The organism is Dactylosporangium aurantiacum (assembly GCF_000716715.1).
Classification (GTDB): domain Bacteria; phylum Actinomycetota; class Actinomycetes; order Mycobacteriales; family Micromonosporaceae; genus Dactylosporangium; species Dactylosporangium aurantiacum.
In genome coordinates, this window is sequence record NZ_JNYJ01000021.1 from 246,790 (window position 1) to 266,427 (window position 19,638).

Consider the following 19,638-nt stretch of genomic DNA (forward strand, 5'->3'; position numbering starts at 1 on the left):
CCGGGTCAGTGCGCGGCGGAGAGGCGGCCGCGCCCCTGATGGGTCAGCTGGTACGCGGCGAACAGCAGCAGGGCGCCGCTGACGATCGCGTACAGGCCGATCGCCCACGCGATCGCGACCGCGCCCTGGGCCGGGCGGATCACCACGAACAGCCCGGCGACCACGGAGATCGCGCCGACCAGGGCGAGGGTCCAGCCGCCGTGCTGGCGGGTGGCGAGCCACAGGTCGGCCACGCCGGTCACGATCGCCCACGCGCCGACGAGCACCGCCAGGACGACCGCGGTGATCCCCGGCCACACGATCGCGAGGACGCCCGCGGCCAGCCCGAACAGGCCGGCGACCACCCGGGCCACCCGCGGCCCGGTGCCGTCGGCGAAGCCCGTGACCGGGTTCGTCGCGCCGGCGGACGGGCGCACCGCGTGCACGATCTGCTCGATGCCGGTCGCGATCGCGAAGATCCCGAACAGCAGCGCCAGCGCGATCGTCGTCACCCCGGGCCAGATGACCGCGAGGATGCCGAACACGATGGCGATGACCCCGCGCACCCCGAGCAGCCACGCTTCTCTTCTGAGCATCATGCCCTCCTAGCGAGTCGGTCTTCGAGTTCGTCGATGCGGTCGAGCAGGTCCAGCACCACGCCGACGGCGGCGTAGTTGAGGGTCAGGTCGTCGTGCAGCCGGCGGATACGGGCCACGGTCGCCAGCTCCCGGACCGGAAACCCCGGTGTCCCGGCCGGGCCGGTGGTGACCTCCACGAGGCCGAGCGCCACCAGTCGGGTGACCAGGTCCGGATGCACCCCGGCCGCGGCGGCGAAGGCGTCCAGTGGCAGCCGCGCCGCTCGTACCAGCGGAAACGTCATGCCGAGCTCCTGGGGTCGGTGGTGGACGCCGCGGCGAGCTCCGCGTAGAGCCGCTGCTCGCGTCCGGACAGGTTCGGCGGGACGACGATGCGCAGGACGGCGTACAGGTCGCCGGCGGCGCCCCGGGGGTTGGGCAGGCCCAGCTCGGGCAGCCGCAGCCGCCGCCCCGACGAGGAGCCCGCGGGCACGTCCAGCCGCACCGGGCCGCCGGGCGTCTGGACCTGCACGGACGTGCCGAGCGCCGCCTCCCACGGGGCCACCGGCAGCTCGACGATGACGTCCCGGCCGCGCACCTTGTACCGGGGGTGCGGCGACAGGTGCACGACGAGGTACAGGTCGCCGGACGGCCCGCCGTCGGCGCCGGGCGCGCCCTGCCCCGCGAGCCGGATCCGCTGCCCGTCGGCGACGCCGGCCGGGACGTCCACGGTGTACTGCCGGGGCCGCCCGGACGGGCCGGGCAGCCGGACGGTGCGCCGGGCACCGTGGTACGCGTCCTCGACGGAGACGGCGAGCCCGGCCTCGTTGTCCGCGCCCGGGCGGCCCGGACCGTCCGGGGTGGGCCGGTCCCGGGGTCCCGGCTGGTTGAACGGCGGCTGGCGGCGCCCCGGACCCGGTCGGCCGGGGCCCGGCCGGCGCCCGGCCTCGGCCGCGCCGCGGGCCTGGGCGACGCCGTCGAGGCCCCCGAGGCCACCCTGGAACAGGCTGCCGAGCCAGTCCTCCGCGGTCGCCTGGCTCGCGTCGTACTCGCGGCGCCGCCGCGGGTCGGACAGCACCTGGTACGCCTCGGCGATGGCCTTGAAGCGTTCCTCCGCGCCGGGCTCACGGTTCACGTCCGGATGGTGCCGGCGGGCCAGGTCCCGGTACGCGCGCCGGACCTCCTCCCGCCGGGCGGTCCTCGGCACGCCGAGGTCTGCGTAGTAGTCGCGGGTGTCAACCGGCATCGGTCCCCCCAACTGGTGCGCCGGCCGCGACGGTGGGCGGGCGGCCCCGTGGGGGCCGGCACCGCCTCGTCGCGCGCCTCCACGGTGCGGTGGGGCCCGGTCTCAGCGCATGCCGCTGCGCCCGACCTGCCCGGTGCTGCCGATCCCGGCGCTGCCGCCGGTGCCGGTCGTGCCGGTGCTGCCGCTGCCGCCGGAGGGCTGCGCCGTGGTCCCCGGCTGGGACTGGCGCTCGCGCATCTGCTTCGCCTGCGCGGCCGGCGTGTCGGCGGGTCCGCTCTCGGTCCGCGCCTGCTGCTGCTCGAGCCGGCCACCGGCCGCCTGCTGCAGGCCCGGCCGGGCCGGCGCCGACTGGACGGTGATGCGCCGGGTCTGCTCGCCGCGCGACTTCGGCGCGATGATGCTCAGCACGCCGCTGTCGAGGTTCGCCTCGACCTGGTCGTCGTCGATGTCGCCCGGCAGGGCGATGAGGTACTCGAACTCGCCCTCCTGCCGCGCACGGTGGTGCATCGTGCCGGTGCGGACCCGGGCACGGTAGTTGCCCGCCACCCGGATCTCGTTGTCCCGCAGGTCGATCCGCACGTCGGCGGGGTCGACGTCGGGCAGGTCCAGATCGACCCGGTAGGCGTCGGCGGTCTCCTCGATGTCGACCGGGACGCCACCGATGCGCGGCATCGCCGCCGCCGGGAACGTGAACGCTCGGCCGGGTCGGGTCACCAGGAATGCCATCGGGGTGTCTCCCAACGGTGAGGGGATGTACGCGGCCATGCTGGGCGTCCCGGAGGTGAGCCCGTCCCACCCGGTGCGGATGACCGGGGCGGGTGCGGCCGTTCGCTCCCTGCTGGTGATGGTGCTTCACCTGTGCGATCGGCAGCGTTCGCGGCATGTATGAAGACGTGTTCATCACGGAGGTCCGCGAGAAGACCGGTCTTGCCACCGCGGAGGAGACCCGGCGTGCCCTGCGGGGCGTCCTGCACGCCCTGGCCAACCGCCTGCCGGACGGCTGGGTGCACCACCTGGCCGCGGAGCTGCCACCGACGCTCGCCGAACCCCTGTGGTCCTACCAGCACCTGTACGACCAGGAGGTCCACCTGGACTTCCTCGCCGACGTCGCGGCCCGGGCGGCGGTGCCACCGGCCCTCGCCGAGCGCCTGGCCCGGGCCGTCTTCGCGGCGGTCGCGAGCGCCTGCGACCCGGCCCTGCTGCGCCGCGTGTACGCGCCGCTCACCAGCGACATCCTGGCGCTGACCGAGTCGGACCGGTCCCTGCTGCCGGTCTAGCGCGGAAGGGACCCCGCTCGCACCGCGGACGGGGTCCCTCCCGTCACGACCGCGACACGGGCACCCGCACGGACCCGGGCGCGAACCTCGGGTGGAAGGCCACCGCCGGCGGCGTCCACAGCAGCAACAGCAGCACGAGGCGCTGGAAGAGTCCGGTGTACGAGGTCCCCGCCTCCTCCGTGAGCAGCATCAGCGCCAGCTCGACGGCCGCGGTCACCGCCAGGACGGCCGTCGCCCGTCTGCCCCGCACCGCGACCGCCATGAAGACCGTGCACAGGATCGCGGGGACGAAGACCAGCAGCGCGGCCCGCCCGTGGACCACGGCGTGCTGGCTGATCGCGACCTCGAGCTTCGCGGCGCAGGCGGCGTCGTTGAACGTGCAGTCGAAGCGGGCCAGGCCGGCCACGGCGGTCGCGCCGGCCGACACGGCCAGCAGGAACGCGGCGATGCCGGCGGAGACCGACCGGAACCGCACGGCGAGCCCCGCCGCCGTCGCGAGCAGGCCGGCGGCGGCCAGCTCGAAGCCGGTCACCATCACGTAAGGGTGGTGCGCCCCCACCCCGGCGAGACCGCTGACGTAGTCGCGGACGCTGTCGTACGCCGGCGGCTGCAGCACCGTGGCGAGGACCAGGGCGGCGAAGAAGCCGGCGATGCCGGTGACCGCGACGCGGGCGAGGACGGCGCCGGTCCGGCCGGCCGGGCGCGCCGCGATATCGGGCTGGTACGTGGTGTCGAGTGTCATGCCTCCAGGCTCGGTCGGGACGGCCCGCGGATCGATGGCGCGGCCACGAGACCCGGCGGTGATGCGGGCACCACCGCGTGGGGGTGGCGCGCACGCGGCGGCCGGCGCCGGCTGCCGGTATCGTCGCTGCAATGGCTGCCGAGTGCGGGATCGACGACTGTGGTGTGCTGGCCGTCGGCCGGTGCCGGGACTGCCGGACCGCGTTCTGCATGTCGCACCAGGGTCGCAACCCGGCCACCGGGGACGGCTACGCCGCGCTGTGCGAGCCCTGCGCCGCCCGCCGCCACGCCGCCGCCGGCACCGACCGGACCACCGGCGAATCGGCCCGCGACGTCGGGCCGGTGCAGCGCCTCGGCGACGACCAGCGCTGGATCATGTCCGGCCAGGCGGTCCGCGACCTGACCACGAAGGGCGTCGCGGCCCTGCCGGTCATCGAGCAGCGCCGCCGCACGGTCAAGCTGCGCTTCGGCGGCGAGCGCGTCGAGATCGACGAGATCGAGGTCGGCACGCTGTGGCTCGCCGGCCGCTTCGAGTGGACCCGGCCCGTCGAGGGTGTCGCCGAGACCCGCGAGTGGAACACGGGCCTGCTCGCCGAGCCGCGCGGCGGGTACCCGGTGGCGGCGTTCCGGCACGCGGTCGCCCGCTGCCGCGTCACCGAGCTGGGCGCCACGCTGGTCCGCGACGGCGGCGCCGAGCTGGAGGCCCGCGCCGTGCCGCTCATCGCCCAGGCCGTCCGTCGCCTGCTGCGCTGAGCGCGCCGGCGCCGCCGGTGTCTGCTCCTCGTGGGTGGGACACTTCCCGGGTGCTCACGCTTCCCGAGCCCTGCGTGGTCGTGCTGGTCGGGCCCGGTGCCGCCGGCAAGTCCACCTGGGCGCAGACGCACTTCGCCGCGGACCGGATCGTCAGCAGCGACCGGCTGCGCGCCCTCGTCGGCGCCGGCGAGGACGACCTCACCGCCAGCGCCGACGCGTTCGCGCTGCTGGAAACGGTGGTGGCGCAGCGGATCCGGCGGCGGCTGACGACCGTCATCGACACCCTCGGGCTCGACGCCGGGCGCCGGGCCGGCTGGGTGGCCGCGGCGAAGGCGCACGGGCTGCCGGTCGTGGCGATCGCGTTCGACACGCCGGCCGCGCAGTGCCGGGCCCGCAACCGGGCGAGGACCACCAAACGGATCCCGGCGGACGTGCTCACCCAGCAGCTGCGGGCCTGGGCCGCGACGCGGGAGCTGCTGCCGGCGGAGGGGTTCGACGCGGTACACCTGCAGACGCCGGCGCGCACCGTGCCCGAGGCGTTCGTGGCGGCCCCCGAGGCCCGGCGCCGCCAGGAGCAGGACCCGGCGCGGCTGGCGTTCGGCCTGCACATCGGCCGTTTCCAGGGCGTCGACGTGCGCGCGGTGGCCGCCGACGCGGAGGCGGCCGGCTTCGACGCGATCTACGTGATGGACCACTTCCGGCAGATCCCGCAGCTCGGGCGGGCCTGGGAGGACTTCCTGGAGAGCTACACGACGCTGGCCTACCTCGCGGCGTGCACGACGAGGGTCCGGCTCGGCGCGCTGGTCACCGGCGTGACGTACCGCAACGTCGCGCACCTGGGCAAGATCGTGGCGACGCTCGACGTGCTCAGCGGCGGGCGGGCCGTCTGCGGGCTCGGCCTGGCCTGGTTCAAGGAGGAGCACGTCGCGTACGGCTGGGACTTCCCCGCCGTCGGTGAGCGCTACGAGCTGCTGGAGGACGCGCTGCGGCTGCTGCCGCTGCTGTGGGGCAAGGGCAGCCCGCGCTTCGAGGGGCGCCGGCTGACGGTGCCGGAGGCGCTGTGCTACCCGCGGCCGGTGCAGGAGCGGGTGCCGGTCATCGTCGGCGGCAACGGCGAGCGCAGGACGCTGCGGCTGGCCGCGGCCTACGCCGACGCCGCCAACGTCATGGGCGACCTCGCCACGGTGCGTCGCAAGGCGGAGGTCCTGCGCGGCTACAACCCGGCGACCCGGCTCACGCACCTCGGCACCGCGCTCGTCGCCGCCGACGACCGGCACCTGGACGACCTCGTCGAGCGCGGCCGCGGCCGGCGGTCCCGGGAGGCGTACGCGAAGGAGGTCAACGCCGGCACGGTCGCCGACCACGTCGGCCGGTTCCGGCAGCTGGCCGACGCCGGGGTCGGCGAGGCGATGGTCCGCCTGGCCGACCCCGAGTGCATGGCGCCGATGGCGCAGGTGATGGCGGCGTTCCGCTGACCGGCCGGGCGGCGGCGCGGATGCTGCGAAAACCCGTCACGCGGCGAAGTTGACCCGGGCGCCGGCGGTACGCCAGTCTGGCTGCCATGCTCTCGTGGGGGCGCTTCCGCCGCTCGGCGCCCGGCCTGGCCTCGTCCGGCCGGGCGCTGCTGTACCGCAGCGGCGTCGGCCTCGCCTATCTCGGCACGGTGCGCGCCGACGGCGGCCCCCGGGTCCACCCGGTCAGCCCGCTGCTGGTCGAGGACGGGCTCTACACGCTGCTGACGGTGTCGCCGAAGCTCGAGGACCTGCTGCGCGACGACCGGTTCGCCCTGCACACGTTCCCGCTGCACGACGGCGAGGAGGCGTTCTACCTCACCGGCCGGGCCAGGTTCCCCCGCGACCAGGCGCTGCGGCGCAGCGTCGCCGCCGCGTTCCTGGCCGAGCGGGGCATGTCCGGCCCGCCGCCCGGCTTCGGCCAGCACGTGCTGGTCGAGCTGCACGTCGAGACGTGCGTGCTGAGCCGGGCCGGGGAGCACGTCACATGGGCGGCGGCCGACCCCCACCGGGAGGTCGGCCGCCACCGGGAGGCGCGTTACCGCGAGTACACCTCCAGCTCCCACAGCGAGTAGCCGTAGCCGGTGGCCCGGGCGACCCCGGCCATGCGCACGTAGCGGCCGGTGACCGGGGCGAAGGTCACGCTGTCGGTGCCGCCGTTGCCGGCCTCGACCGTGCTCACCGCCGTCCACGTGGTGCCGTCGGCCGACACCTCGATCCGGTAGCGGGCGCCGTACGCGGCCTCCCAGCGCAGGATCACCCGCCGCAGCGTGCGGGCCGAGCCGAGGTCGACGCTCAGCGACTGGTCGTCGCTCCACCAGCTCGCCCAGCGGGTCGTCGGGTCGCCGTCGACGGCGGCGCCGGCGCTGAAGCCGATGAAGGTGCCGTTGCCGGTCGCCCTGCGGCCCAGGGCCAGGTTGGTCAGGTCGTCGCCGCGTTTCGCCGGGAATGACACGACCTGCTGGTACGTGGGGCGGTTCTGCCAGGAGATCTTGTCGTGGGTGATGCCGCCGAGCGGCGACTGGACGATGCTGTCGGCGCACCACTGGTCGCCGGCGCCGCAGGACGCGTCGCCGGGGTAGGTGGTCGCGGCCGGTTCGGCGGCCGCCGCGGCGAGGGTCGAGGCGAGCACCTGCCGGCAGGCGGCGAGGTCGCCGCCGCCGCAGTAGGTGCGACCGAGGCCGCCGCTGACCGGGTCGCCGAGGACGGCCCGGAGGTCCTTGTCGAGGTAGCCCCACCAGCCGTACTGGAACGCCGAGCCCTTGTGGGCCTGCGACTGGTTGAGCGACCCGCCGCCGGCGGCGGCGCCGGTGTGGCCCGACGGTGACTCGTCGATCTGCAGGGCGCCGGTGAGCGCGGCGTACACGTCGTCGCCGAGCCCGGGCCGGAACGCCGCCGCGACCAGCCCCGGCCACCAGGCGTCGAAGAGGCGGATCGCGTCGGCGTGCTGGTACACGTGCGAGCCGGGGCTGGTCTCGACCCGCCGCGCGCCGGCCGCCTGCCACGCGGCCAGCTTCGCCGCGTTCGGGTCGCCGGTGCCGAGGATGCGCAGCAGCTCCGGCAGGAGGCTCTCGGCGCGCAGGTCGGTGACGGCGGCGTCCTCGACCAGGCGCACCACGGCGGCCCGGTCGACCTTCGCGCCGCCGGCGAGCGCCGCCCTGATCCGCCGGTCGAGCAGGTCGGCGCGGTGCACGGCGCCGAAGCTGAAGTTGCCGTCGGCGGCGCTGTAGCCGGCGGCCTGCTTGTTGTTCCAGCTGACGAAGTAGTCCTGGCCGGCCGACTGCGGGTGCTGCGCGACCGGGACGTAGTCGGCGGTGTTGGTGTCGGCGTTCCAGTTCTGCCACTCGTAGGCGGCCTCGGCGCGGGTCGGCAGGTTCGGGTTCGCGCCGGCCCGGCGGACCGGGTTCGCGCCGGAGTTGTAGTACGCGGTGTCGGTCGCGTTCACGTAGAACCAGTTGAACGCGTAGCCGACCTCGGACGCGGAGGCGACGAACGCCGCCGGGGAGCCCATCGCGGCCGGGTCATTGAAGGCCTGGAACCCGATCGCGGAGTCCGCCTCGTGCCGGTACGTGGAGCGCAGCCGGGTGAACGCGACCGGCACGCCGCCGACCCGGCCCCGCCACGCGACGAGCCCGTACTTGGTGCGGTAGGTGGTCAGCCGGTACGAGCCGGCCGGGGTGCTGTCGGCGAGCGTCGGCGTCCACGCGTTCGTGCGGGTCAGCGCCTCCATCGGGGTGCACGTGCCGTGGTACAGGTACGCCTGGGACTGGGTGGTGGGCGCGGAGCCGTCGACGTTGCACAGCGGCACCGAGTAGGTGTCGGTGATGTCCTGCTCGGCGGAGGTGGCGCTCCACGCGTAGTCCTGGCCGCGGCCGAGCAGCACGTACAGGTTGAGCCCGGCGAACGCGACACCGTGCGCGCTGATCCCGGGCCCCTGCAGCTCCTGCAGCATGAGCAGCTGCGGGGAGAAGTAGCCGGTCTGCGGGCCGAACACGGCGATCGGATGGCCGGTGGCGGAGTGCGCGGCGTCCACGACGACCGCGTTGGACATGCCCTGCCGGTTCGCCCCGACGCCGCGCGCGGCCGGGCCGACCTGCACGCCGCTCGTGCTGGAGCCGGTCGGGTCGAACACGACCGGCTGCGCGGTGACACTGCCGGCGTCGGGCAGGGCCACGCCGGGCGCGTCCGGGTCGGCGGCGCCGTACGGGAACGACTGTCCGTTGTGGAGGGTGAGCACCGCCTCGGGGTCGTTCTGGCTCCGGAACGCCGCCCAGAGCCGGTCGCCCTCGGCGGTGCCGTAGCGGGCCCGGGCGGTGACGCGGACCAGCGCCGACTCGACCTCGCCGCCGCCACCGCCGCCGAACAGGCCGCCGACGACGCCGGCGATGGCGATGAGGTCGGTCATCCTGAACGGCTCGGGCCCGCCGGCGTTGGTGACCGCGTCGAGGTGGCCGGTCAGCACGTACTCGCCGGGGCAGTTGCGGCCGGCCATGCAGGCGGCGATGTAGGCGTTGACGCCGGCGATGTAGTCCTGCACGTCGGTGTAGAGCTGCGCGCCGCGCGGGCCCTTGGTCCGCAGCTGCTCAACCTGGGTCTGCAGATCGGCCTCGGTGTAGGGGGCGTTGCGCCAGATGCTCTGCTCCAGCTCGCGGTTGCCGGGCGAGCCGCCGGCGAACGGGGTGAGCTGCCCTCGCCCGACCCGGCGCAGCAGGTCCATGACGAACAGGCGGTCCTCGGCGCCCGCGTAGCCGGCGCCGAACATGGTGCCGGCGCGGGTCGTGCCGGTCACGTGCGGCACGCCGGCGGACTTGTCGCGCACGATCGTGACGTCGCCGCGCGGGCTGTAGGTGCGCTCGACCTGCCCGGCGGGCACGCCGAACGAGGCGCTGTTGTAGAAGCGGTCGATCTGCTCGCCGGTGAGGCCGGTGTACGCCGAGACGAGGCCGGCGTACTTCGCCAGCTGGTCCGACGAGTGCGGCGGGCGGAAGCCGAGGGCCTGGTGGGCCAGGATGTCGGCGAGGGTGGCGTTGCCGTTCTGGCCCGGGGGCACGATGTCGTCGCACTCGTCGAGGCAGTAGTCCGTGGGGAGGAGGACCGCGGCCGAGCTCTGCACGGGGGTTGCGACGAGGGCGCCCGCGACGAGGACGAGGACCGTGGCGGCACGTTTCAGCAGGGACAGGGACATGGCGGATCCCTTCCGGGGGCTGCGAGTCAACATGAAAATGACTAGGGTTACCGGATGGTAACAACGACACCCATCGCTGAACAGAGGTTCAGCCGGTCGTGTCGGCGGCGCTCGGCTAGGCTCGCCCGGGTGATCGTCGTGCACGCTGCCTGGCTCGACGCTCGCCTCTGCCTCTGGGCCGAGGACACCGACCAGCCCCCGGTCCCGCCGCGCCGGAGGACCCGCGGCGCGCCCGCGCACCCGTTCGCCGTGCGGGGGCTGCGCCTCGACGAGGACACCGGCCGGCCGGCGACCCGGGTGCTCACCCTGCCGACCCGCGGCGGCCTGCCCGAGCCGTCCCCCGCCGCCCAGGCGCGGCGCACACCCTCGGACGCCCCGCTCCAGCCGGGCGAGTGGACGGTCGACACCGTCGAGTACGGCCCCGACGACGCCTACGCGCTGCTGCGCTCGACCCTGGTCGCGATCACCGCGGCCGCCGGCGAGGACGACGACATCGTCTTCGGCGACTCGGTGCGCGCCCTGGCCACGGTCGCGAAGTTCGCCGGGTCGCTGGTCCAGCGCGGCCGGATGCTGCCCGGCCTCACCGACCCGGGCGCCCGGCCCGGCGCCACCACCGCCACCGGCCCTGCGCCCGCCGGGCCGGCCGAGGCGCGCTGGGTGCCCGTGCTCACCGGCAAGGACGCCGCGTACACCCGGTCCCTCGCGCTGGCGCTGCCGCAGGCGGCGCTCGGCGGCGCGCCGTCGCGGGCGGCGCTGCTCACCGAGGTCCTCGACACGCTCGTCGACGCCGCCGCCCGGACCGTGCTGCCCCCCGCCACGCAGCGGGTCCCCGGCGTCGCCGGCGCCTGGCTGGCCGCGCTCACCGGCACGGACCGCGCCGTGCCCGGACCGGCCGACGAGGTCGCGGCGCTGCGCGCGGACCTGCTCGCCTGGCAGGCCGACGCCGTGGGCGGCGCGGTCCGCGCCTGCTTCCGGCTGGTCGAGCCGCCCGAGCCCGGCACCATCGCCGAGGCCCTCGCCGGCGACGAGGAGCCGGTCTGGCGGCTGGAGTTCGCGCTGCAGGCCGCCGACGAGCCGAGCCTCGTCGTGGACGCCGGCACCGTCTGGCAGGCGCCCGGCCCGCTGGAGCTGTCGCAGTGGCAGGTGCCCGCGCCGCAGGAGACCCTCCTCGCGGAGCTGGGCCGGGCCAGCCGCCTGTACCCGGCGCTGGAGGACTCGCTGCGCACGGCCCGCCCGGCCGGGCTCACCCTCGACACCACCGGCGCGCACCAGCTGCTCAGCGAGCACGCGCCACTGCTGGCCGGCGCCGGGTTCGGGATGCTGCTGCCCGGCTGGTGGCGCAAGCCGCAGGCCCGCCTCGGCGCCCGGCTCACCGCCCGCAGCCCCGCCACCCAGCCGGGCACCGTCGCCACCGCGAGCGCGGTCGGCCTCGGCTCGGTCGTCGACTACCGCTGGGAGCTGGCCATCGGCGGGGAGCCGCTCACCGCGGACGAGCTGCGCCGCCTCGCCGACCTCAAGGCGCCGCTGGTCCAGCTGCGCGGACAGTGGGTCGAGCTCGACCCGCGCCGCCTCGCCGCCGGCCTGGAGATCATGCGCCGGCAGGGCGACGACGCCGCGATGACGGTCGCGGACCTGCTGCACCTGGCCGGCGACGCCGAAGGCCCCGGCGGGCTGCCCGTGGTCGAGGTCACCGCGGACGGGTGGCTCGGCGACCTGCTGTCCGGCGAGACCGAGCTGCGCGTGCCGGCCGCCGAGCCGCCCGAGCGGTTCCAGGGCAGCCTGCGCCCGTACCAGCTGCGCGGCCTGAGCTGGCTGACCTTCCTGGAGTCCGCCGGTCTCGGCGGCATCCTCGCCGACGACATGGGCCTGGGCAAGACCGTGCAGCTGCTGGCGCTGCTGGCCCGCGACGCGCCCGGCCCGACGCTGCTGGTGTGCCCGATGTCGCTGGTCGGCAACTGGCAGCGGGAGGCGGCGAAGTTCGCGCCGGCGCTGCGGGTGCACGTCCACCACGGCGCCGAACGCGCCCGGGGCGCCGACTTCCGGGCCGCGGTCGCCGCGTCGGACCTCGTCATCACCACGTACTCGATCGCCGCGCGCGACGCGGCCGCGCTGAAGTCGCTGTCGTGGCACCGGCTCGTCCTCGACGAGGCGCAGGCGGTCAAGAACGCCGCGACGAAACAGGCGGTCGCGGTCCGCGGGCTGCCGGCCCGGCACCGCATCGCGGTCACCGGCACCCCGGTGGAGAACCGGCTCGCCGACCTGTGGTCCATCATGGACTTCGCCAACCCGGGCCTGCTCGGCACCGCCACGAAGTTCCGCGAGCGCTTCGCCGAGCCCGTCGAGCGCCGGGGCGACGCCGACGCGGCCGCCCGGCTGCGCCGCATCACCCAGCCCTTCGTGCTGCGCCGGCTCAAGACCGACCGGAGCATCATCTCCGACCTGCCGGAGAAGCTGGAGATGGAGGTGCTGTGCAACCTCACCCGCGAGCAGGCGTCGCTCTACCAGGCGGTCGTCGACGAGATGCTCGGCAAGATCGAGCGCAGCGAGGGCGTCGCCCGGCGCGGGCTGGTGCTGGCCACCATGACCCGGCTCAAGCAGATCTGCAACCACCCGGCGCACGCGATGCGCGACGGCAGCCGGCTCGCCGGGCGCAGCGGCAAGCTGCTGCGCCTGGAGGAGATCCTCGACGAGGTCCTCGCCGCCGGTGAGCGGGCCCTCGTCTTCACCCAGTACGCGGAGTTCGGCGGCATGCTGCGCGCCCACCTGTCGGCCCGGCTCGGCCGTGAGGTCGCGTACCTGCACGGCGGCCTGGACAAGCCGGCCCGCGACGCGCTCGTCGCCCGGTTCCAGGCCGCGACGCCGGCCTCGCCGCCGGTGTTCGTGCTGTCGCTGAAGGCCGGCGGGACCGGCCTCACCCTCACCGCCGCCAACCACGTCGTGCACGTCGACCGCTGGTGGAACCCGGCCGTCGAGGACCAGGCGACCGACCGGGCGTTCCGCATCGGGCAGCGCCGCGCCGTGCAGGTCCGCAAGTTCGTCACCGCCGGCACCGTGGAGGAGAAGATCGCCGCGATGATCACCGAGAAGCGGGGGCTGGCCGCGAAGATCGTCGGCACCGGCGAGCAGTGGCTGACCGAGCTGTCCACCGCCGAGCTGCGCTCGCTGCTGGCCCTGGAGGCCGGTGCCGTCGTCGAGTAGCCCGTAGACTGCACCGGTGTTCGTGATCACGCTGAGCTACCTGGTCGACGTCGAGCGGATCGACGAGGCGATGCCCGCGCACCGCGAGTGGCTGGAGACCCAGTACGCGGACGGCGTCTTCCTCGCCTCCGGCGCGCAGGTCCCGCGCAAGGGCGGCGTCATCCTCGCCGCCGGCGTGCCCCGGCCGGAGCTGGACGCGCGGCTGTCGCTCGACCCCTTCGTACAGCAGCACCTCGCCGCCTACGAGATCGTCGAGTTCGTCCCGCGCGTGGTCGCGCCCGGGCTGGAGGCCCTGCAGGCGTGACGACCCCGGAGTACTGGGGTTCCCGCACGGTCAAGGTCGAGGGCGGGATCCGGGCCCGCAGCGCGCGCGGCGCCATCGGCGAGAGCTGGTGGAGCAAGCGGTTCCTCGGCGTGCTCGAGTCCTTCGCCCTCGGCACCCGGCTGACCCGCGGCCGCAACTACGCCCGCGCCGGCCAGGTGCTGTCGCTCAGCGTCGACCCGGGCGTCGTCTCGGCCGTCGTGCAGGGCTCCCGGCCGGCGCCGTACCAGGTGAGCATCGCCCTGCAGGTGTTCGACGACGACGTGTGGCAGCGCGTCGAGACGGCCCTGGCGGCCGAGGCCCTCGGCGCCGCGAAGCTCCTCGCCGGCGAGCTGCCCCCGCACGTCGAGGACGTGTTCGCCGCGGCGGACGCGCCGCTGTTCCCGGCCCGCGTGCGCGACCTGCTGATGCGCTGCTCCTGCCCGGACGCCGCGGTGCCGTGCAAGCACCTGGCCGCCACGTTCTACCTGCTCGCCGAGCGGTTCGACGCCGACCCGTTCCAGATCCTGCTGTGGCGCGGCCGGACCCGCGACACGCTCCTGGCCAACCTGCGGGCCCTGCGCACCGGCACCGCGGCCACGGCCCCGGCCGCCGCCGCGCCCGTCCTCACCGGCGCCGCCCGGGCCCTGGCCGACATGGCCGAGCCGGACGTCGAGCTGGAGCGGTTCTGGTATCCGCCGGTGCCGCTCGCCGACCCCGAGCCCGCCGCGGTCGCCGGGCGGGACCTGCTGCTGCGCCAGCTGCCGACCCCGCCGCCGGCGCTGGGCGGGCGGGACCTGCTCACCGCCCTGCGCGGCTGGTACCGGTAGCGGCGCGCGCCTTCGGGTAGGGTCGGGCGCATGACGGATCCGTACCAGCAGCGGCCACCGGATCCCGCCTACCACGGCACGCCGCCACCTCCGCCCCCGGCGTTCGGGGCGCAGCCCCCGGCGTTCGGGGCGCAGCCGCCGGCGTTCGGGGCGCAGCCGCCGGCGCGGCCGCCGCGGGACCGGCTCGTGGTCCCGCTCATCGTGATCGTGGCGACACTGATCGTGCTCTGCCTGGCCGGGGCCGTCGGCGCGGTCTACTTCCTGCGGGAGGAGCCCGGCGACGACAAGACCTCCGAGGTCGTCGTCCACCGTCCCGCCCACGGCGGCTGACCGTGCGACGGGGCATCGCGGCGCCGGACCCGGCGCCCGCGCGTGCCTCCGCGCTGCTGGCCGTCGCGCTGCTGGTGCTCGCCGGCTGCGGCGGCCCGGCCGGCACCGACGGCAACCTCGTCGACAACTGGTCGGCGCTGCCCGCCGCCTCCTACGCCCCGCCGCCGCCCGGCACCTGCCTGAGCGGCGCGGTCAGCGCGTTCGAGCCGCCGGCGGCACCGCTGCCGGAGGTCGCGTGCGCCGAGCCGCACACCGTCGAGGTCGTCGGCGCCGGCACCGCATCCGACGCCCCGGCCCCGCCCGCCTGGGACAGCGACCAGAGCCGCGCCGCCTTCGCCGAGTGCGACAAGGCCGCCGCGGCGTACCTCGGCGGCGACTGGCGCACCGGGCGGCTCTTCCCCGTCTTCCGCCTGCCCACCGCCGCCGTCTGGCAGGCCGGCGGCCGGCAGTACCTGTGCGGGATCGCCGAGGCCGCCGACGACCTGTTCGCCCCGCTGGAGCGCACCGGCAGCGTCAGGGGCGGCCTGGGCGGCGCCGCCCAGGACCGCCCCCTCGCGCTGACCTGCGTCCGGCTCACCGGCGGCGACCTGGACGCCAAGGGCTTCTACGGCTCCGTCGACGCCGTCAAGCCCGTCACCTGCGACGTCCCGCACGACACCGAGTTCGTCGGCGCGTGGACCGCACCCGCCGGCGACTACCCCGCCCAGCAGCGGCTCAAGGAGCTCGCCGGCGACGCCTGCTACCTGAGGATCGCCGAGTTCCTCGGCATCTCGCAGACCCAGCTGTACCAGCGCGCCGACATCTACACCTTCTGGACCGGCCTCACCGCGAGCCAGTGGGCCCTCGGCGACCGCACCGCGCACTGCTTCCTCAACGTGTCGACGAAGACACCGCTGCGCGCCTCGGTCCGCGGCCTCGGCACCAAGCGGCTGCCGTAGCGGCGGGGACCGCGCGAGCGCGGCGCCGGCTGCCGGAGCGGCCGGGACCGCACGGGCGCGGCGCCCTCACCGCCCCGGCACGCCGCCGACCCGCGCGGCCGCGGTCCGCCTCGTGCCGACCGTCCGGCCGGGCACGACCGGTCAGTCGTGCCAGTTCGGGTCGCGGGTCGCCCTCAGTGGACCGATCTCGACGCGGCCGTGGCCGCACGCCCGCCAGCTGCCCTTCAGCAGCACCGACCCGCCGCTGCCGCGCGGCGTGATCCGCAGCCCGGCCGCCGGCGGGTCGCAGGGCGCGCCCCCCTCGTCCGCCGCCGGCACGCTGCCCACCACGACCCCGAAGTACCCGGTGGCGCCCGGCCGCAGCGACAGCGTCGACCGCCCGCCGTCGGTGATCGTCGCGGTCGTCGGCAGCCGCCGGCCGGCCGCGTCGACCCACACCACGTCCAGCGCCCCGGACAACCGGCACACCGTGTCGCCGGTGTTGGTCAGGCCGACCCCGGTCACACCGCCGCCGGAGTGGCCGTCACCGCCGTACGTGGCGACGGTCAGGTCCCGGGCGGGGCACGGCAGCGGCGGCGCGACCGTCGACGGTGTCACCGGCGGGCTCGCCGGCGACGACGTCAGGTCCGGCGCCGCCGGCCCACCGGTCGGGCCCCCCGTCGGACCGCCGGCGGGCGTCGGGCTGCCCGCCGGGCCGGCGGTGACGCTGGTGCCGGGCGCGGGAGACGCCGCCGGCGGCCCGGCGACCGCGACCGCCGTGCCCACCACCGCCAGCACCGCCACCGCCACGACGGCCGCGCCCGACCAGGCCCGGACCCGGCCGCTGTGTTCGGCCGCGGCCCGCAGCGCCGCCGGATCACCGGCGGCCAGGTCGCCGCTGTCAAGCCGGAACCTGTCGAACCGCGCGTACAGCTCGTCGTCACGCATCGCCGTGCTCCTTTCCCGCGTATGCCGGGCCGCCGAGGTGCGCCCCGAGCGCGGCGCGCCCCCTGGCCAGCCAGGACTTGACGGTGCCGGCGGACGTGCCGATCTCCGTGGCGACGTCCGCCACGGACAGCCCGACCAGGTAGTGCAGGACCACGGCCTGCCGCTGCCGCGCCGGGATCTCGCGCAGCGCCCTCACCAGCAGCACCGTGTCGTCGGACGGCGGCGGCGCCGGCGGCGGCGGCCGCAGCCGCGCGAGGGTGCGCCGGTGCACGGCGAGCCGCCGCCACCGGTCGGCACTCAACCGCGTGACCACCAGGCGCAGCCACGCCTCGAGGTCCTCGTACCCGGCCAACCTGCGCCGGCGCTGCCACGCCCGCAGGTACGCCTCGTGCGCGAGGTCCTGCGCGACCTCGGCGTCGCCGCACATCGCATAGGCGTACTGCACGAGCCTGCGCACCGTCGCCCGGTAGCACTCGTCGAACGTGGTCTCGTCCATGGCACCTCCAATCGCGTAGAGACACGCGCGAGGGCGCCGGGCGGTGGCAGCGCGCCGGTCAGTTGCGGCGGCTCGGGCTCGGACTGGTCTTCGGGCTGGGGCTCTGGCCCGGCTGGCTCTGGCCGGGGCTGGGGTTCGGGCCGGGGGTCGGGTTCTGCACGGGGGCGCTCGGCCCGGGCGAGACGCCGGTGCCGACGTCCTTGCTGCCGACGCCCGCCGACGGGCGGAACGACACCTTCGGCATCTTGACCTTCGTCAGGGCGCCGTCGAGGAAGTCGCGCCAGATCGGGCCGGGCAGCTTGCCGCCGATGATGTTCTCGTTCTCCTTGTCCTTGATCGCGACCTCGTCGCCCTTGTTGCCGACCCACACCGCGGCGGCCAGCCCGGGTGAGTTCTTCGCCTTGTCGTGCGGCACGTACCCGCCCATCCAGGCGTGCGCGTTGCCCTGGGAAGTGGTGTTGCCGAGCTGCCAGGTGCCGGTCTTGCCGGCGAGCGGGTACCCGTGCGCGGCCTTCAGCCTGTACTTCTCCGGCACGCCCTGCAGCACGGCGGTCAGGTCGTCGGCCATGCCCTCGTTGAAGCCGGGGATCCGCTGCGGCTTGAGCACCTCGGCGAAGGTGCGCTGCTCCTTCTCCCACACCTCCTTCAGGAAGTGGGTCTTCACCGCGACGCCCCGGGCGGCGAAGGTCGCCATGCCGCCGGCGTGGTCCAGGACCGTGATCGGGTACTGCCCGAAGCCGACCTCGTTGCCGAAGAACTTCGGGGCGACGTCCTTGCCGGAAAGCTTGGTCAGGTCCTTGCGCACCGGCAGCGGCTCGCCCTCGACGGTCGCCCACATGCTGGTGATGCCCGCGGCGCGGGCGGTGTCGATCACCCGGTCCGCGCCGAGCTCCAGCGTGATCGCGTAGAACGGCACGTTGAGCGACTGGACCGTGATCTCCTGGAGGGTGCACCACGTGCCCGAGCCCGACTTGCAGTCCGGGATGCGCCCCTCGGTGGCGTTCTTGATCTGGTTCTTCTGCGCCGCCGTGCGGCCCGGGAAGTCCTGCGGCACCCCGTTCCAGAACGAGTCGATGCTGTACCCGGCCATGAGCGCCGTCGCGAGGGTGTACACCTTGAACGTCGAGCCCGGCGGGTGCCCGCCGCAGCAGCTCGGCTGTCCGTTGCCCAGCACGGGATCCACGTGGTAGCCGGCGTAGTCGTTGCCGGAGCCCTTGTCGCCGCCGTAGTAGGCCTTGACCGCGCCGGTGCCCGGCTCGACCGCGACCAGCGCGGCCTGCAGGTTCGGCTTCTGGCCGTACATGTTGGAGTCCTTGCTGCTCGCGCTGGCCTCCTGCACCGCGACCTGTTGGATCCTGGAGTCCACGGTGCTGATGATCTTCAGTCCGCCGTCTCGGACCTTGTCGAAGTTCTTCTTGCCCTGCGGGTCGACGTCCTCGTACCGCAGCGCGCCGGTCCTCGGGTCGGTGAGCGCCGCGACCTCCTCCAGCACGTGGTGCACGACGAGCCCTTCGGGCTTGTCCAGGGCGGTGTTGGCCACGGCGTTGTTGGCCCGCGTCTGCGCCTGCGTGATCACCGTGGTGGGCATCGTCAGCTTCTCCTTCGCCTCGGCCTCCGAGACGAACTTCAGCGCCACCATCTGCTTGCGGATGTAGTCGAAGCGGGCCTCCGCCTTGACCGGGTCGACCGTCGGGTCCGCCGGGCTGCCCTTGTCGTTGTCGCCCGACGGGTTCTTGATGACCCCGGCGAGCACCACGCCCTCGGCGACCGTCAGGTCCTTCACGGACTTGTTGAAGTAGGCGTACGACGCCGCCTGGATGCCGTGCGCCCCGCGGCCGAAGTAGATGATGTTCAGGTACATCGTCATGATCTGTTCTTTGCTGTACTGCTTGTTGAGCTTCAGCGCGATGACGGCCTCGCGGACCTTCCGGCCGTAGGTGACGCCCTCCAGCTCGGCCCACTTGCGCGCGTACTGCTGGCTGATCGTGTGCTGCACGTGCAGCGGGATGTCGTCGAACGTGACGACCGTGCGGTTCTTGCTGCCGATGCGCGCCATGAGCGGGCCGTCGGCGTAGTAGATCGACGTGGACTGCTCCAGGGTCAGGTCGTCGGGCAGCTCCACCCGGTCGAAGTAGTACGTGCCGGTCACCAGGCCGATCCCGGTGAGCATGATGAACGCGGCGATCGAGGCGATGATGACGTTGCGCCGGCGGCGCCGCTTCGCGCGGGCACCCGGCGACGGCCTGCCCGCCCCGGCGTCCGGCGGGACGTCGGCCGGCGGGCCGCCGACCCGCGCCGAGGCACGCGCGACGGGCACCGCCGCACCGCCGGGCGCGGGCACGGCGGCGCGCGCCACCGGCACCGCGGCGCCGGGCACCGCGGCGCCGGGCACCGCGGCCCGGGCGGCGCCGCGCGCCGGTGGCGGGGCGGCGCCGGGCACGGACGCCCGGCCGGTCGACGGCCCGTCACCGGTGGGTGGCGCCGGCACCCTCGCCCTGCCCGTCATCGGCTGCTCCGGCTCACCGGAATGGATCGGTCCCACGCGTGTCGCCCCCACGTCTGTGCGTCCGGCCGCGGCCATGTCTGCCCGCCGCGGCGTGCCTGCTCACCTCACGGAACTCACGTAGCGTCATCGCCGGCAGCGGCGCGGTCGTCGCCCGCCGCTGCGCACGCATGGCGCCGAGCGTAGAGGCATCCGCGATCGACGGCAGTCCCACTCACGCTCAGTGACGGGGAGGGCGACACAGGGCAGGCCGCGCCGCGACGGCCTTCCGACTTCCCGCGACGGCCGGCGGCGGGAGGCCGGCGGTTACCATTGCCCGGTCCGCGTCGCGAAAGCTAGGAGACCTTG

General features: G+C 75.2%; 18 protein-coding genes. 9 read left to right on the forward strand and 9 right to left on the reverse strand.

Features of this window, described 5'->3' with window-relative positions; genetic code table 11:
* Window positions 1–5 precede the first annotated feature (5 nt).
* The 4 genes from OP18_RS23990 to OP18_RS52935 all read right to left on the reverse strand — a co-directional run bounded on the left by OP18_RS23990 (window position 6) and on the right by OP18_RS52935 (window position 2,526).
* Window positions 6–575, reverse strand: coding sequence for an HdeD family acid-resistance protein (locus tag OP18_RS23990; RefSeq protein ID WP_033361311.1), 570 nt, complete (start codon window positions 573–575; stop codon window positions 6–8).
* A complete protein-coding gene (locus tag OP18_RS23995; protein WP_033361220.1) occupies window positions 575–859 on the reverse strand; it encodes a chaperone modulator CbpM in 285 nt (94 codons plus the stop codon). The genes OP18_RS23990 and OP18_RS23995 overlap by 1 nt, the downstream gene beginning before the upstream one ends.
* The gene (locus OP18_RS24000; protein ID WP_033361221.1) at window positions 856–1,800 is read right to left on the reverse strand and encodes a DnaJ C-terminal domain-containing protein; all 945 of its coding nucleotides are present in this window, start codon (window positions 1,798–1,800) and stop codon (window positions 856–858) included. Before OP18_RS24000 ends, OP18_RS23995 begins: the two co-directional genes overlap by 4 nt.
* A gap of 102 nt (window positions 1,801–1,902) precedes the next feature.
* Window positions 1,903–2,526 carry an Hsp20/alpha crystallin family protein gene (locus OP18_RS52935; protein ID WP_052387206.1) on the reverse strand — a complete coding sequence of 208 codons (624 nt, stop codon included), beginning with the start codon at window positions 2,524–2,526 and terminating at the stop codon, window positions 1,903–1,905.
* 155 nt (window positions 2,527–2,681) lie between these two features.
* Here OP18_RS52935 and OP18_RS24010 point away from each other — a divergent pair, with 155 nt between their 5' ends.
* Entirely contained in the window at window positions 2,682–3,077 is a 396-nt protein-coding gene (locus tag OP18_RS24010; RefSeq protein WP_081971040.1) for a DUF2267 domain-containing protein, read from the forward strand.
* A 43-nt stretch (window positions 3,078–3,120) separates the two neighbouring features.
* On the opposite strand, the gene OP18_RS24015 is transcribed toward OP18_RS24010, so the two are convergent.
* Complete coding sequence (locus OP18_RS24015) at window positions 3,121–3,819, reverse strand: DUF998 domain-containing protein (RefSeq protein ID WP_033361223.1); 699 nt, start codon at window positions 3,817–3,819, stop codon at window positions 3,121–3,123.
* Between the two features lie 131 nt (window positions 3,820–3,950).
* On the opposite strand from OP18_RS24015, the gene OP18_RS24020 reads away from it, so the two are divergent.
* The 3 genes from OP18_RS24020 (at window position 3,951) to OP18_RS52940 (ending at window position 6,657) form a co-directional block, all read left to right on the forward strand.
* Window positions 3,951–4,571 (forward strand): hypothetical protein, encoded by a 621-nt coding sequence (locus tag OP18_RS24020; RefSeq protein WP_156089720.1) that lies wholly within the window; start codon window positions 3,951–3,953, stop codon window positions 4,569–4,571.
* A gap of 50 nt (window positions 4,572–4,621) precedes the next feature.
* Window positions 4,622–6,046 carry an LLM class flavin-dependent oxidoreductase gene (locus OP18_RS24025; protein ID WP_033361225.1) on the forward strand — a complete coding sequence of 475 codons (1,425 nt, stop codon included), beginning with the start codon at window positions 4,622–4,624 and terminating at the stop codon, window positions 6,044–6,046.
* Window positions 6,047–6,132: 86 nt separating this feature from the next.
* Entirely contained in the window at window positions 6,133–6,657 is a 525-nt protein-coding gene (locus OP18_RS52940) for a pyridoxamine 5'-phosphate oxidase family protein (RefSeq protein WP_052387207.1), read from the forward strand.
* Here OP18_RS52940 and OP18_RS24035 read toward each other — a convergent pair.
* Window positions 6,621–9,767, reverse strand: coding sequence for a penicillin acylase family protein (locus tag OP18_RS24035; protein ID WP_033361226.1), 3,147 nt, complete (start codon window positions 9,765–9,767; stop codon window positions 6,621–6,623). The genes OP18_RS52940 and OP18_RS24035 overlap by 37 nt on opposite strands.
* Window positions 9,768–9,896: 129 nt before the next feature.
* Between OP18_RS24035 and OP18_RS24040 the strand changes: the two genes are divergently transcribed.
* From OP18_RS24040 to OP18_RS24060, 5 genes are read left to right on the forward strand one after another with little or no spacing between them, the layout of a single operon-like run.
* On the forward strand, window positions 9,897–12,965 hold the full coding sequence (locus OP18_RS24040; RefSeq protein ID WP_033361227.1) for a DEAD/DEAH box helicase: 3,069 nt from the start codon (window positions 9,897–9,899) through the stop codon (window positions 12,963–12,965).
* A 16-nt stretch (window positions 12,966–12,981) separates the two neighbouring features.
* Entirely contained in the window at window positions 12,982–13,269 is a 288-nt protein-coding gene (locus OP18_RS24045; protein ID WP_033361228.1) for a YciI family protein, read from the forward strand.
* Entirely contained in the window at window positions 13,266–14,096 is an 831-nt protein-coding gene (locus OP18_RS24050; RefSeq protein WP_052387208.1) for an SWIM zinc finger family protein, read from the forward strand. The genes OP18_RS24045 and OP18_RS24050 overlap by 4 nt, the downstream gene beginning before the upstream one ends.
* A 30-nt stretch (window positions 14,097–14,126) precedes the next feature.
* Complete coding sequence (locus tag OP18_RS24055) at window positions 14,127–14,426, forward strand: hypothetical protein (protein ID WP_033361229.1); 300 nt, start codon at window positions 14,127–14,129, stop codon at window positions 14,424–14,426.
* Window positions 14,427–14,428: 2 nt separating this feature from the next.
* Entirely contained in the window at window positions 14,429–15,364 is a 936-nt protein-coding gene (locus OP18_RS24060) for a septum formation family protein (RefSeq protein ID WP_162189828.1), read from the forward strand.
* 141 nt (window positions 15,365–15,505) lie between these two features.
* Here OP18_RS24060 and OP18_RS60810 read toward each other — a convergent pair whose 3' ends face one another.
* The 3 genes from OP18_RS60810 to OP18_RS24075 are packed head-to-tail and all read right to left on the reverse strand — an operon-like array spanning window position 15,506 to window position 19,293.
* Complete coding sequence (locus OP18_RS60810) at window positions 15,506–16,291, reverse strand: DUF4232 domain-containing protein (protein ID WP_033361230.1); 786 nt, start codon at window positions 16,289–16,291, stop codon at window positions 15,506–15,508.
* On the reverse strand, window positions 16,284–16,787 hold the full coding sequence (locus OP18_RS24070) for an RNA polymerase sigma factor (protein ID WP_052387209.1): 504 nt from the start codon (window positions 16,785–16,787) through the stop codon (window positions 16,284–16,286). Before OP18_RS24070 ends, OP18_RS60810 begins: the two co-directional genes overlap by 8 nt.
* A 58-nt stretch (window positions 16,788–16,845) precedes the next feature.
* Entirely contained in the window at window positions 16,846–19,293 is a 2,448-nt protein-coding gene (locus tag OP18_RS24075; RefSeq protein WP_156089721.1) for a transglycosylase domain-containing protein, read from the reverse strand.
* Between the last annotated feature and the right edge of the window lie 345 nt (window positions 19,294–19,638).